This is a genomic window from Pelagerythrobacter sp. (assembly GCF_041912895.1).
Taxonomy (GTDB): Bacteria; Pseudomonadota; Alphaproteobacteria; order Sphingomonadales; family Sphingomonadaceae; genus Pelagerythrobacter.
Map to the genome: position 1 here is coordinate 103,331 of NZ_JAYSGI010000001.1, position 12,960 is coordinate 116,290.

Sequence of the window (12,960 nt, forward strand, 5' to 3'; positions counted from 1 at the left end):
GTCAGGTGCGCACCCGCGCCTTGCGCCGCCGGAACAGCAGCGCGGAGCCCATCACCGTGCCGATCAGCGCGATCGCGGCGAACAGGATCAGGATCGGGTGCGAGGTATCCTCGCGCTCCTGCAGGTCCATGATGTGCAGGCCCCACATGAAATCGAACACGCGCCACCAGCGGGTGCGCACCGCCTCGATCTCCCCGCTGTCGCGCCCGACGTAGACGTGCGTGCCGTCGGCCAGCGCGACCTGCCACACCGGCAATGGACGGCGGAAGTCGAACGGCGGCGCGTCCGCGCCGAAGAACCGTACGCTTTCGACCCGCTCGCCGTCGACGATTCCGCGTGCTGCGACCGAGCGCGCGGCGGCGGCATCGAGCGGCGCGATCGGTTCGCCCGTCGCCATGTCGCGCCGGCGCACGCTGCCGTCCATCATCGTCAGCACCGCGACCGCGCGCCCGGCCTGCATCGTCGCGCGCATCTCGCGGATCGGACCCTCGACGCTGCCGAACGCCTCGCCCGGCAGGCTCAGCGGCTGCGGAGCGGCCTCGATCCGCAGATGCTCGCCGCGCACTTGCTCGATCGGGCGCGCGACCATCACCAGTCCGGTCAGCGTCCAGCCGATCAGCGGGACCCCGATCAGCCAGCCCAGCCAGATATGCCAGCGCGCGAGCCTGCGCATCATGCGCCGACGATCCCGCCGATCGCCGCCGCCGCCGCGATGCAGTCGAGGTCCGCCCAGCGCGGCCCGATCACCTGAATCCCGCACGGCAATCCGCCCGTCTCGCCGACCGGAAGCACGGTGGCGGGCAGGTTGGGGAAAGTCGCGATACCGGCCCAGGCGAGCGCGGCGGCGGCGCTTTCCTCGCGCCCGTCGATCGTCACCGTACCGTCGAACAGCCGCCCTTCGCGCGCGGGGATGGCGAGCACGGGGGCGGGCGGCGCGAGGACGAAGTCGTATTCCTCGAACAGCGCATGCCACGCCGCTTCGTTGCGCGCCTGCGCGTCGAGCAGTTCGAACCAGTCGGTCGCGCTCGCGCGCTTGCCATCCGGCCCCGGCATCCCGCGCGCCATCGCGATATTGAGCATCTTCATGTAGTCGCGCTGCTGCTGCGCGAGATCGGGCAGCAGGCCGGTCGTGCGGTCGACGCGCACGCCCGCCGCCTCGATCGCCATCACCGCCGCGTTCACCGGGCCGAGCACCGCGGCATCGACCGGGCTCTCCGGGTATTCGGTCACCAGCAGCAGCCTGCAATCGGCCAGCGGCTTGCCGCTCTCGCGCATCGGAACGCTCGCGGTGAGGCGCAGCAGCAGCGCGAGATCCTCGGGATGGCGCGCGATCGGCCCGGCGATCGACAGCGCCCCGTCATGCGCGTCGCCGCCTGCCAGCAGCGGGTGATCGTGGCCGTGCTTGGAGACGAGCCCCCAGCTGGTCTTGTGGCCCCAGACCCCGCAGAAATGCGCCGGCACGCGAACCGATCCGCCGATGTCGGTGCCGTATTCGCACGGCACCATGCCGCTCGCCACCGCCGCGGCCGAGCCGCCCGACGATCCGCCGGGGCTGCGCGACACGTCGTGCGGGTTGGCGGTGCGGCCGTAGACCGGGTTGGTCGATTGCCAGTCGGCGAGGTCGGGCGGCACGTTGGTCTTGCCGAGGAAGATCGCGCCCGCCTGCTTGAGCAGCCGCACGATCCGCGCATCGCGCCGCGCCACGTTGCCGGCGAACTGCTGGTGGCCCCAGGTGGTCGGCAGGCCCGCGATGTCGAAGCTTTCCTTGATCGTCATCGGCACGCCGAACAGCGGGCGGTCGTCGCCCGGCGTCTGGCCGTCCATCGAACGGGCGGCTTCGCGCGCACGCTCGAAATCGCACACCACCACCGCGTCGATCTGCGCGTCGCGATCCTCGATCCGGGCGATGGCCGCATCCACCGCTTCGAGCGGAGACAGCTCGCCCGCGCGAATCGTCGCGGCGAGCGCGATCGCGCCCGGCTGGTCGGTCAGTTTCGGAATCATGCGCGGCCTCCTTGCGGTGGTGAGCGCGACCATGGCGAAACGCGCGCCGGTTGCAACCCGCCAGCGCGGCCGGTCAGTTGGGCGATAGCATGATCGAAGCGCTGCCCGTCCCGCGCACCGGCAGGTAGAGCCCCTGGCCTGCCGCGCGCAAGCGGCCGGTTTCGATATCCTCGATCTGCGCGCGGATCAGCAGATCGCCCTCGCGCTTGTTGTCGATCGCGCGCGCGATCTTGCCGAGCAGTTCATCATAGTCCCCCTCGAAATTCTGCACCAGCGCCACCGCGATCGTCTGCGCGAAGCCCGGCGAATTGGCGAGATCGAGCAGCAGGTCGGCCCCCGCGCGGTCGGTGTCGCCGGTGATCGACAGGTTCTCGAACCCGACCCGGCGCGAATTTTCCGCGTTGACCGGCTTGCCAGTCAGCCACACCGTGCCGCGCGCCGAGCCGACGTCGTGATCGCGCGGCGTGGCGGTGAAAGTGACGCCCACGGCCACGCGATTTTCCGTGGTGCCGTAGGCCTCGACCTTGCCGAACTTCGCATCGACCGGTCCGATGCCCGGCACCGCGAAGGGCCGGGCGGAACGCTTCGCCAGCGCCTCGGCGATCACCGGTTCGAGCTGAGCGTAGTCGGCGACGACCGGGATGAAGAACACCAGCTTGCCCGCTTGCTCCTCGAGCCTCTGGAGCGGCGGCAGCGCGGCGGGTTTGGGATCGGGCGGCCGGTCGCCGACGAAGGTTTCGGTCCGCGCGGTCATCCCCAGCTTCAGCTCCAGCTTGCGGCCATCGAGCGTGAAGCCGCCGTATTGCAGCCGCTCGGGCGTGATCCGCATCCATACCGGCGGATCCCGCTCGTTGAGCTGGAGCGAAGTGAACGCCTGCCGCCACAGCCGCTCGACCTCGCGCCGCAATTCCACTTTCGCCAGCTCGCGCGGCAAGGTGCGTTCGAGCCGCGCGACGACGCCTTTCAGCTTTTCGTCCGCCTCGCTGGTGAACTCGATCCGCTGGCCGAGGAAATCGACGTGCGGCGCGTCGGTCCAGTCGTATTCGATATCCACCGTGCCGCGCGGGTTCCAGTTGTCATCGGGCGAGATGTCGACCACCGCGCGCACGATCGCGTCGCCGGTGGCGGTTTCCTGCTTCAATATGCCCGCGATGTCCTGCGCGCGCACCTCGGCATGGAGCGGCATCGTCACCACGATGCGCTGGCCGCGCCCGGCGAAGGTCATCCGCCCGCGCGTGACGGTGCCGGCGATGTCGCATTTGATCTTCGGGGTCTTGAGCTTGACGAAGGCGACCTTGACCCGCTCGGACGCGACGCACGTCTCGTCCTGACGGTCGATCGTCCACAGCGTCCGCGGCACTTCGCTTTCGAGCGCGGCGGAAAGCGCCGACAGGTCCGCCGTCACCGGCACCGCGATGGTGGAGGATTGCGGCGGCACCTCGATCGCGTCGTTCGCGCGCGGCGGCGGGCCGGTGGGCGCATCCTTCTTGCACCCCGCCAGCGCAAGCGCGGTGAAAACCGTCAATACGGCAAACCGACCGATCGGCATGGATCGCTGCACCCCTGTTACCGGGGTGAATATATCCGCTTGTTCAGCCGCTTCCAATGCGAAATGATGCGATCGCGCGCGACACCGCGATCGCCAGCCCGTAACCGATCGCTGCGGCGCCGTAGCCCGCCAGCGGCGTGGGGTATGGGCCGAGCAGCGAAGCGGCCGCAAAGCCGAGCCAGCACCCGGCGATTCCGCCGTTCACCGCGCGGTCGCTCCCGCGCATGAACATCGGCGCCGCGATCGCGAACAGCAGCGTCGTCGCCAGAAGTACGCCGAGCGCCGGTTGCAACGCGAATCCGTCCTGCACCACGGATTCGACGAAGGGCACCGGCTCCAGCGGCGTGTCGCGAACCAGCGCCGCCGCGAGGCCCGCTATCGCGACGAGGAGAACGAGCAACGAAGCGGCCGAGCGCCTGCCGTACCATTCCGACAGTGCACATCCGCAAACGAGTGCGAGGGCCGCGGCCGGGTCCGGCTGCACGGCGAACACCGTGGCCGCGCCCGCGACCGGGGCGAGCCGCCAGTTTCCCCGCAGGCGCGGCAAGGCGGCGAGCACGGCGGGCAGGAGCAGCATCGCCGCATGGAGGCGCACCGGGCCAAGGGCGATCCAGCGGCGCACCCCGTCGATATCCGGTCCGGCAACGAGCGTCGCGGCAATCCCCGCGATGCCGAGCGCGACGATCCAGACGGCGCAGGTTCGGCCGCATCGTGCGCGCCCTGCCGCGACCATCGCGGCGAGCGCCACGAGCAGCGCCCCGCCATTGACGAGCGAATAGGACGGCGGGGCGTCGCCGACCCAGAACAGCGCGAGCCCGGCGCCGACCGCTGCGATCAGCGCGCCGGCGGGCAGCCACGGCAGCGATGTGCGGGCCTGGTCGTTCGCCCGCATCGCCGTCAGATGTGGATCGGCTTGCCGGTCACCGCCATCGCGGCTTCCTTGATCGCCTCGCTGTGCGTCGGGTGGGCGTGGCAGGTGTAGGCGATATCCTCGCTCGTCGCGCCGAATTCCATCGCCTGCGCGGCCTGCGCGATCATCGTGCCCGCAACGCTGGCGATGCACCACACGCCGAGCACGCGGTCGGTTTCGGCATCGGCGATGACCTTCACGAAGCCGTCGGGCTCGTGGTTGGTCTTGGCGCGGCTGTTGGCCATCATCGGGAACTTGCCGACCTTCACCGAACCCTTCGCCTTGGCGTCTTCCTCGGTCAGGCCGACGCCGGCGATCTCGGGCCAGGTGTAGACGACGCTGGGGATCACCGCGTGGTTCACGATGCCCGTCTGCCCGGCGATGTTCTCGGCCACGGCGATGCCTTCGTCCTCGGCCTTGTGCGCCAGCATCGGGCCGGGAATCACGTCGCCGATCGCCCACACGCCGTCCACCTTGGTGCGGAAATCATGCTCGGTCTCGATCTGGCCGCGCTTGTTGGTTTCCAGCCCGATCGCCTCGAGCCCGAGGCCATCGGTGTTGGGCTTGCGCCCGATCGACACGAGCACGCAATCGGCCTCGATCGTATCGGCGTCTCCGCCGTCCGACGGCTCGACCGTCAGCGTGGCGGTCTTGCCCTTGACGGTGCAGCCGGTGACCTTGTGGCCGAGCTTCAGCTCCATGCCCTGCTTCTTGAAGATCTTGGCCGCTTCCTTGCGCACGTCGCCGTCCATGCCGGGCAGCAGCTGGTCGAGGAATTCGACCACCACGACCTCCGCGCCCAGCCGCCGCCAGACGGAGCCGAGCTCCAGCCCGATCACGCCGCCGCCGATCACGACCATCTTCTTCGGAACTTTGCCCAGCTCCAGCGCGCCGGTGCTGTCGACGACCACGCCCTTGGCGTTATCGACCTCGACGTTCGGCAACGGAGTGACCGAGGAGCCGGTGGCGATGACGATGTTCCTGGCGGTGACGGTTTCGTCGCCCACCTTCACCGTGTGCGCATCCTGGAAGGTGGCGCGGCCCTTCTTCCAGTCGACCTTGTTCTTCTTGAACAGGAATTCGATCCCGCCGGTCAGCTGCTTGACCGCGTCCTGGCGCTGGCCGTGCATCGCATCGAGGTTGAGCTTGGGGCTGACGTCGACGCCCATCTTGGCCATCGCGCCGTTCGCCGCGGCGTCGAAATACTCGCTCGCGTGCAGCATCGCCTTGGAGGGGATGCACCCGACGTTGAGGCAGGTGCCGCCCAGCGTCTCGCGGCTTTCAGCGCAGGCGGTCTTGAGCCCGAGCTGCGCCGCACGGATCGCGGCGACATAACCGCCGGGGCCGGCCCCGATGACGAGGACGTCGTAGTCGTAGTTCTGTTCAGCCACCGATTTCCTCCGTGGGCGTTGTCTCTGTCCAGGTTCCACTCTCCGGCGCCGTGGTCCGGGCGCAGGCGTTGACTATTCCTTCGATGTTGTCGCGGGTGACGTCGTCGAGCGTCAGGTCGGGATCGGCCATGAACCTGTCGGTGCTGCACTGGCAGACTTCGGCCACGTGCCCGGCGACGAAGCTCGCCCCCTGCGCCACTTCCTCGCATTGCGCGGCGACGGCGTTGCGGATTTCGCCCTCGACCGCTTCGCCGGCGATCTGCGTCGCCGCGTCGCAACCCGCCAGCGCCACGGCGGCGACTGCGAGGAGGATGCGGGTTTTGAACATGGGGCTCGGTTCCTGCGTCATCAAAGGTCGATCAATATCCGCGTCGGATCCTCGATCGCTTCCTTGATCGTCTTCAGCGCGGTCACCGCCTCGCGGCCGTCGATCAGGCGGTGATCGTAGCTGAGCGCGATGTACATCATCGGGCGGATCACGATCTCGCCGTCGCGCACGACCGGGCGGTCCTCGATCCGGTGGAGGCCCAGCACCGCGCTCTGCGGCGGGTTGATGATCGGGGTGGACATCAGCCCGCCGAACACGCCGCCGTTGGAGATGGTGAAGGTGCCGCCCTTCATGTCGTCCATCGTCAGCGAGCCGTCGCGCGCGCGCTTGCCGAGGTCGGCGATGTCCTTCTCGATCTGCGCGAAGCCCTTGGCGTGGGCATTGCGGACCACCGGCACGACCAGCCCGTTGGGCGCGCTGACCGCGACCGAGATGTCGACGTAGTCGTGATAGACGATCTCGTCGCCGTCGATCTGCGCGTTGACGGCGGGAATGTCCTTCAGCGCGAGGCACGAGGCCTTGGCGAAGAACGACATGAAGCCGAGCTTGATGTCGTGCTTCTTGGCGAACACGTCCTTGTACTTCTCGCGCGCCTCGATCACCGCGCTCATGTCGCAGTCGTTGAAGGTGGTCAGCAGCGCGGCGGTGTCCTGCGCGCTCTTGAGGCGCTTGGCGATCGTCTGGCGCATGCGCGTCATCTTCACGCGTTCCTCGCGGCGTTCGCCGCTCGATGCAGGCGCGGGAATGTCGATCTTCGCCTGCGCGGGCGCGGTATCGTCGATCGTCTCCTCGCGGCCGCCGCCGTCCTTCTTCGCCTGCGCGGCGGAGAGCACGTCTTCCTTGGTCAGCCGCCCGTCCTTGCCGGTGCCCTTGATGGTCGAGGGATCGACCCCGTGTTCGAGCACCGCGCGGCGCACCGCGGGCGACAGCGTCTGCGTGTCGGACGAAGCGGCTTCCTTCGCCGCCGCCGGGGCAGGCGCGGCCTTGGCGTCGTCCTCGGTCTTGTCCTTGTCCTCGGCCTTGTCCGCATCCTTGGCGTCCGCCGGCTTCTCGCGCGGCTCGACATCGGTGCTCTCGCCCGCGGCGGTCGCGTCCTCGATCGTCGCGATCACCGCGCCGACCTCCACCGTGTCGCCGACAGCGGCCTTCTGCTCGCCCAGCACGCCGGCGACGGGGGAGGGGACCTCGACCGCGACCTTGTCGGTCTCGAGGCTGACGATCGGCTCGTCCACCTTCACGCTGTCGCCCGGCTTCTTCAGCCATTCGCCGATCGTACCTTCGGTAACCGATTCGCCCAGCGTGGGGACTTTGACTTCGCTCGCCATGTTCGTTTCCTCAGGCCTTTGTCTTCGTCTTGCTCTTGCCGCCGCGCGCAGCCTCGCCGCCGTCGTTGAGGCCCAGCGCCATCGACACCAGGCAGCGCTGCTGCTCGGCGTGCCGCTTGGCGAGGCCCGTGGCGGGCGATGCCGCTTCCTCGCGCCCGGCATAGCGCGGGCGCATCCCGCCGTGCCCGGCTTCGGTCAGCGCGTGTTCGATCTTGCCTTCCACGAAGAACCACGCGCCGTTGTTGCGCGGTTCCTCCTGGCACCAGACGACCTCTTCGAGATTGGTCATCCGGCCGAGGCGCACCGCCAGCGGTTCGCCGGGGAAGGGGTAGAGCTGCTCGATCCGGACGATCGAGACATCGTCCAGCTTTTCCGCGTCGCGCTTCTCGATCAGGTCGTAGGCGACCTTGCCGCTGCACAGCACGAGGCGGCGGATCTTCGCGTCGCCGATCTCGGCCGTGTCGCTCACGATGCGGCGGAAATGGCTTTCGCCCAAGAACTCGTCGGCGCTGCTCTTGGCCATCGGATGGCGCAGCAGGCTCTTGGGCGTCATGATCACCAGCGGCTTGCGGAACGAACGCTTCATCTGCCGGCGCAGGACGTGGAAGTAGTTCGCCGGCACGGTGATGTTGCACACCTGCAGGTTATCGTTCGCACACAGTTGCAGGAACCGCTCGAGCCGGGCGGAACTGTGTTCCGGCCCCTGGCCCTCGTAGCCGTGGGGCAGCATCAGGACGAGGCCGTTGGCGCGCAGCCATTTCACCTCGCCGCTGGCGATGTACTGGTCGATCACGATCTGCGCGCCGTTGGCGAAATCACCGAACTGCGCTTCCCAGCACACCAGCGTCTTGGGATCGGCCATCGCGAACCCGTATTCGAAGCCGAGCACGCCGTATTCGGACAGCGGGCTGTCGTAGACCTCGAACTTGCCGTGCGGCAGCTGAGTGAGCGGGATGTACTTGTGCTCGTCGGTCTGGTCGATCCACACCGCGTGGCGCTGGCTGAACGTGCCGCGGCCCGAATCCTGGCCCGACAGGCGCACGCCGAAGCCTTCGGTCACGAGGCTGCCGAACGCCAGCGCTTCCGCCGTCGCCCAGTCGAAGCCTTCGCGGCTGTCGAACATCTTACGCTTGGCCTCGATCACGCGGCCCAGCGTCTTGTGCAGGTCGAGATCGTCCGGAACGGTGGTCAGCGTGCGGCCGAGGCTGTCGAACAGCTTGTCGGACACCGCGGTATCCACGTTGCGGCGCGCGGTTTCGGGATCGGCGGGCTTGTTGAGGCCCGCCCAGCGCCCGCCGAACCAGTCGGCCTCGTTGGGCTTGTAGCTCTTGGCGGCCGCGAATTCCTTCTCGAGAATATCCACGAACTCGCCGCACAACACGTCGCGCTCGCCCGCGTCGATCACGCCCTCTTCCTCGAGGCGCTTGGCGTAGATCTCGCTGACCTTGGGATGGCCCTTGATCGCATCGTACATCAGCGGCTGGGTGAACTTGGGCTCGTCGCCTTCGTTGTGGCCGAAGCGGCGATAGCACCACATGTCGATTACGATGTCGCGGCCGAACTTCTGGCGGTATTCGATCGCCAGCTTGCAGGCGAAAGTCACCGCTTCGGGATCGTCGCCGTTGACGTGCAGGATCGGCGCCGAGACGCCCTTGGCCACGTCGGAGGGATAGGGGGACGATCTGGCGAATTGCGGGCTCGTCGTAAAACCGATCTGGTTGTTGATGACGAAGTGGATGCAGCCGCCGGTGTTGTAGCCGCGCACCCCGGAAAAGCCGAAGCATTCCCACACGATGCCTTGGCCCGCGAAGGCCGCGTCGCCGTGGATCAGCACCGGCAGGACCTGCTCGTGCTTCTTCAGGTCGTCGCGGATCGCCTGCTGGGCGCGCGTCTTGCCGAGCACGACCGGGTCGACCGCTTCGAGATGGCTTGGGTTCGGCACGAGGCTCATGTGCACGTCGATGCCGTCGAACTCGCGATCGGTGCTGGTGCCGAGGTGGTATTTCACGTCGCCCGAACCGCCCACGTCCTCCGGATTGGCGCTGCCGCCGGAGAATTCGTGGAAGATCACCTTGTAGGGCTTGCCCATCACGTTCGCGAGCACGTTCAGCCGGCCGCGGTGGGCCATGCCGTAGATGATCTCGCGCACGCCGTCCTGCCCGCCGTACTTGATGACCGCTTCCAGCGCGGGGATCATCGATTCCCCGCCGTCGAGGCCGAAGCGCTTGGTGCCGACGTATTTCTTGGCGAGGAACGCCTCGTACTGCTCACCGCGGATCACCGCCGCCAGCATCGCGCGCTTGCCCTCGGGCGTGAACTGGATCACGTCCTCGGGCCCTTCGAACTTCTCCTGCAGGAAGCGCCGTTCCTCGACATCGGCGATGTGCATGTATTCGAGGCCGACGTGCCCGCAGTAATTGGCCTGCAGGATCTCGGCGAGCTCGGACACCTTGACCCATTCGCGGCCCATCAGCCCGCCGACGAACACTTCCTTGTCTTCCTGCCCGGCGAAGCCGAGCGAGCGGAGCTGGAGATCTTCGGGCAGTTCGCGGTCGGCGAGGTTCAGCGGGTCGAGCTTGGCCGCCAGGTGTCCGCGCACCCGGTAGAGCCGGATCATCAGCATCGCGCGGATGGAATCCTCCGCCGCTTCCTCGATCGCCCTGGGATCGGCGGGCTTGCCGGCCTTTTCCGCCGCCGCCTTCACCGCGATCTTCATCGCCGTGGGATCGAGCGCCTGCGTCAGGTCGCCCTCGGCATCGACCGCCGTCATCGGCCAGCGCGGGTTGGCCCAGCTCGGCCCCGGCTGCGGCCCACCCTGATCGCCCAGCTCGGGCAGGAAATCGTGGCTCTCGTTACCCATCCGGGTCACCTCTCGCGCCGGCACGCGCGCCGGCTTAACAAAACCAATGTCCGAGCGGCGCGGATGCTCCCGGGGAGGAGGGCAGTCCGCGCCTTAACTCAGGCCAGTTCCTTCAGCATCGCGTCGAGCGTGGTGCCGAGTTCGCTGGGGGAGGGGGAGACGCGGATGCCCGCCTTCTCCATCGCGGCAATCTTGTCGTCGGCGCCGCCCTGGCCGCCGCTGACGATCGCGCCCGCGTGGCCCATGCGGCGACCCGGAGGGGCGGTGCGGCCCGCGATGAAGCCGACCATCGGCTTCTTGCGGCCCTTCTTCGCCTGGTGCGCGATGAACTCGGCCGCCTCTTCCTCGGCCGATCCGCCGATCTCGCCGATCATGATGATCGACTTGGTCGCGTCGTCGGAGAGGAACAGGTCGAGCACGTCGATGAAGTTCGTGCCGTTCACCGGATCGCCGCCGATGCCGACCGCGGTGGTCTGGCCGAGGCCGACCTGCGTCGTCTGGTGCACCGCCTCGTAGGTCAGCGTGCCCGAACGCGACACGACGCCGACCGAGCCCTTCTGGAAGATCGACCCGGGCATGATGCCGATCTTGCATTCGCCGGGGGTCAGCACGCCGGGGCAGTTGGGGCCGATCAGCCGGCTCTTGCTGCCGTCGAGCGCGCGCTTGACGCGAACCATGTCGAGCACCGGAATGCCTTCGGTGATCGCGACGATCAGCTCGACCTCGGCGTCGATCGCCTCGAGAATGGAGTCCGCAGCGAACGGCGGCGGCACGTAGATGCAGCTCGCGGTCGCGCCGGTCGCCTTCACCGCCTCGGCGACGGTGTCGTAGACCGGCAGCCCGATATGCTCGGTCCCACCTTTGCCCGGCGTCACGCCCGCGACCATCTGCGTCCCGTAATCGAGCGCCTGCTGGGTGTGGAACGTGCCGGTGTCACCCGTCATGCCCTGGGTGATGACCTTGGTATTCTTGTCTACGAGGATGCTCATTACGTGTCCATTTCCTTGAATTCGCGCGCGATCTGACGCCAGGTGCCCTGCGACTCTGGTTCCAATTCTTCTCCAGGGAAGTGGATTTCGCCACTTCCTTCATCGCCGCTCACGTCATAAAATCCCACTCCGTGTTTGACAGCTAACCTTCGGACGAGGGGATAAACTTGTTCGGCTTCTGACCAGCGAAATCCCGCATAAATCACATGGTGCCCGATGCAATAATCACCAAGCCGATCCTCGATCCCCGGTTTCATTAGATCTTGGTCGGTCACTGATTCCGGACCGTTCATATTCGGGTAGCTCTGGCGAATATCCTCGTACCATGCGGCGAGAGCCGCCGTGGTATTTGTTGGATCATCGTAGGTGTGACCCTCCGACCACTCCGCTTGATGATGGTACCATTCAACGAAAGCCGCCCGCTCACGTGGTGCAACCTCCGCGTCAAAAACCATCAAATCGTAGCTCATAGCGTCTTCCTCACGCCAACGAGCTATCGATACCCTTGCACGCCTCCAGCAGTTCCTTGACCGCGTCGACGCTGACCTGAAAGCCCTTCTTGGCTTCGTCGTCGAGCTCGATCTCGACGATCCGCTCCACGCCGTTCGCGCCGATCACGATCGGCACGCCGACGTAGAGGCCGTCGACGCCGTACTGGCCGGTCAGGTGCGCGGCGCAGGGGAGGACGCGCTTCTTGTCCTTGAGGTAGCTCTCGGCCATCTGGATCGCGCTGGTTGCGGGCGCGTAATAGGCGCTGCCGTTGCCGAGCAGCTGGACGATCTCGCCGCCGCCGCCGCGCGTGCGCTTGACGATCGCGTCCATCTTCTCCTGCGTCGACCAGCCCATCTTGATGAGATCGGGCACCGGGATGCCCGCGACGGTCGAATATTCGAGGATCGGCACCATCGTGTCGCCGTGGCCGCCGAGCACGAAAGCGGTGACGTCTTCCATGCTCACGTCGAATTCCTCGGCGAGGAAGTGGCGGAAGCGCGCGCTGTCGAGCACGCCCGCCATGCCCACGACCTTCTCGTGCGGCAGGCCGGAGAATTCGCGCAGCGCCCAGACCATCGCGTCGAGCGGGTTGGTGATGCAGATCACGAAGGCGTCGGGTGCGTTGGCCTTGATGCCTTCGCCCACGGCCTTCATCACCTTGAGGTTGATTTCGAGCAGGTCGTCGCGGCTCATGCCCGGCTTGCGCGGCACGCCAGCGGTCACGATGACAACGTCGGCCCCGGCGATGTCCTGGTAGTCGCTCGTGCCCTTGAGCGTCGCGTCGAAGCCTTCGACCGGGCCCGCCTGGCTGAGATCGAGCGCCTTGCCCTGCGGCATGCCCTCGGCAATGTCGAACAGGACGACGTCGCCCATTTCCTTCATCGCCGCGAGGTGGGCGAGAGTGCCGCCGATCATGCCGGCGCCGACGAGCGCGATTTTCTTCCGGGCCATGTGCTGCTGTGCGTCCTTCAACTGCGCGGGACCGGCGAAGTCTGCCGTGAAGCGCGCAGCCTTAAGGTCCCGCGAGGAAGCCGCGCCCGGCGAACGGCAGCGACCTAGGCCCGCACCGGGGGGATTGCAACCGCGAAAGGCGCAGCGTAGCAAACTATCTT

Annotated in this window: 11 protein-coding genes; all 11 read right to left on the bottom strand. The window is 67.5% G+C overall.

Going from position 1 to position 12,960, the window contains the following annotated elements; all coding sequences use genetic code 11:
- Position 1: 1 nt before the first annotated feature.
- Positions 2–676 carry a PepSY domain-containing protein gene (locus ACE3QC_RS00595; RefSeq protein WP_374405139.1) on the bottom strand — a complete coding sequence of 225 codons (675 nt, stop codon included), beginning with the start codon at positions 674–676 and terminating at the stop codon, positions 2–4.
- The gene (locus ACE3QC_RS00600; protein ID WP_374405140.1) at positions 673–2,004 is read right to left on the bottom strand and encodes an amidase family protein; all 1,332 of its coding nucleotides are present in this window, start codon (positions 2,002–2,004) and stop codon (positions 673–675) included. The genes ACE3QC_RS00595 and ACE3QC_RS00600 overlap by 4 nt, the downstream gene beginning before the upstream one ends.
- Positions 2,005–2,077: 73 nt before the next feature.
- Positions 2,078–3,529 (bottom strand): DUF4403 family protein, encoded by a 1,452-nt coding sequence (locus tag ACE3QC_RS00605; protein WP_374405141.1) that lies wholly within the window; start codon positions 3,527–3,529, stop codon positions 2,078–2,080.
- Between the two features lie 67 nt (positions 3,530–3,596).
- Complete coding sequence (locus tag ACE3QC_RS00610; RefSeq protein ID WP_374405142.1) at positions 3,597–4,445, bottom strand: hypothetical protein; 849 nt, start codon at positions 4,443–4,445, stop codon at positions 3,597–3,599.
- A gap of 5 nt (positions 4,446–4,450) precedes the next feature.
- Positions 4,451–5,854 carry a dihydrolipoyl dehydrogenase gene (lpdA, locus tag ACE3QC_RS00615; protein WP_374405143.1) on the bottom strand — a complete coding sequence of 468 codons (1,404 nt, stop codon included), beginning with the start codon at positions 5,852–5,854 and terminating at the stop codon, positions 4,451–4,453.
- Positions 5,847–6,203, bottom strand: a complete 357-nt coding sequence (locus ACE3QC_RS00620; RefSeq protein WP_374405144.1) for a hypothetical protein — start codon at positions 6,201–6,203, stop codon at positions 5,847–5,849. Before ACE3QC_RS00620 ends, lpdA begins: the two co-directional genes overlap by 8 nt.
- Entirely contained in the window at positions 6,203–7,507 is a 1,305-nt protein-coding gene (gene odhB / locus ACE3QC_RS00625; RefSeq protein ID WP_374405146.1) for a 2-oxoglutarate dehydrogenase complex dihydrolipoyllysine-residue succinyltransferase, read from the bottom strand. Before odhB ends, ACE3QC_RS00620 begins: the two co-directional genes overlap by 1 nt.
- Positions 7,508–7,517: 10 nt before the next feature.
- Positions 7,518–10,367: a 2-oxoglutarate dehydrogenase E1 component gene (locus ACE3QC_RS00630; RefSeq protein WP_374405147.1), complete on the bottom strand. Its 2,850-nt coding sequence runs from the start codon at positions 10,365–10,367 to the stop codon at positions 7,518–7,520.
- Between the two features lie 98 nt (positions 10,368–10,465).
- Positions 10,466–11,356 (bottom strand): succinate--CoA ligase subunit alpha, encoded by an 891-nt coding sequence (gene sucD, locus ACE3QC_RS00635; protein ID WP_374405148.1) that lies wholly within the window; start codon positions 11,354–11,356, stop codon positions 10,466–10,468.
- Positions 11,356–11,826, bottom strand: coding sequence for a hypothetical protein (locus tag ACE3QC_RS00640; RefSeq protein ID WP_374405149.1), 471 nt, complete (start codon positions 11,824–11,826; stop codon positions 11,356–11,358). The genes sucD and ACE3QC_RS00640 overlap by 1 nt, the downstream gene beginning before the upstream one ends.
- Before the next feature lie 10 nt (positions 11,827–11,836).
- Positions 11,837–12,799 (bottom strand): malate dehydrogenase, encoded by a 963-nt coding sequence (gene mdh, locus ACE3QC_RS00645; RefSeq protein ID WP_374405150.1) that lies wholly within the window; start codon positions 12,797–12,799, stop codon positions 11,837–11,839.
- Positions 12,800–12,960: the final 161 nt, after the last annotated feature.

Coding starts and splice junctions, on each gene's coding strand:
- ACE3QC_RS00595 (WP_374405139.1), bottom strand. CDS start 676: ATGATGCGCAGGCTCGCGCGCTGGCATATCTGGCTGGGCTGGCTGATC.
- ACE3QC_RS00600 (WP_374405140.1), bottom strand. CDS start 2,004: ATGATTCCGAAACTGACCGACCAGCCGGGCGCGATCGCGCTCGCCGCG.
- ACE3QC_RS00610 (WP_374405142.1), bottom strand. CDS start 4,445: ATGCGGGCGAACGACCAGGCCCGCACATCGCTGCCGTGGCTGCCCGCC.
- ACE3QC_RS00620 (WP_374405144.1), bottom strand. CDS start 6,203: ATGACGCAGGAACCGAGCCCCATGTTCAAAACCCGCATCCTCCTCGCA.
- odhB (WP_374405146.1), bottom strand. CDS start 7,507: ATGGCGAGCGAAGTCAAAGTCCCCACGCTGGGCGAATCGGTTACCGAA.
- ACE3QC_RS00630 (WP_374405147.1), bottom strand. CDS start 10,367: ATGGGTAACGAGAGCCACGATTTCCTGCCCGAGCTGGGCGATCAGGGT.
- sucD (WP_374405148.1), bottom strand. CDS start 11,356: ATGAGCATCCTCGTAGACAAGAATACCAAGGTCATCACCCAGGGCATG.
- ACE3QC_RS00640 (WP_374405149.1), bottom strand. CDS start 11,826: ATGAGCTACGATTTGATGGTTTTTGACGCGGAGGTTGCACCACGTGAG.
- mdh (WP_374405150.1), bottom strand. CDS start 12,799: ATGGCCCGGAAGAAAATCGCGCTCGTCGGCGCCGGCATGATCGGCGGC.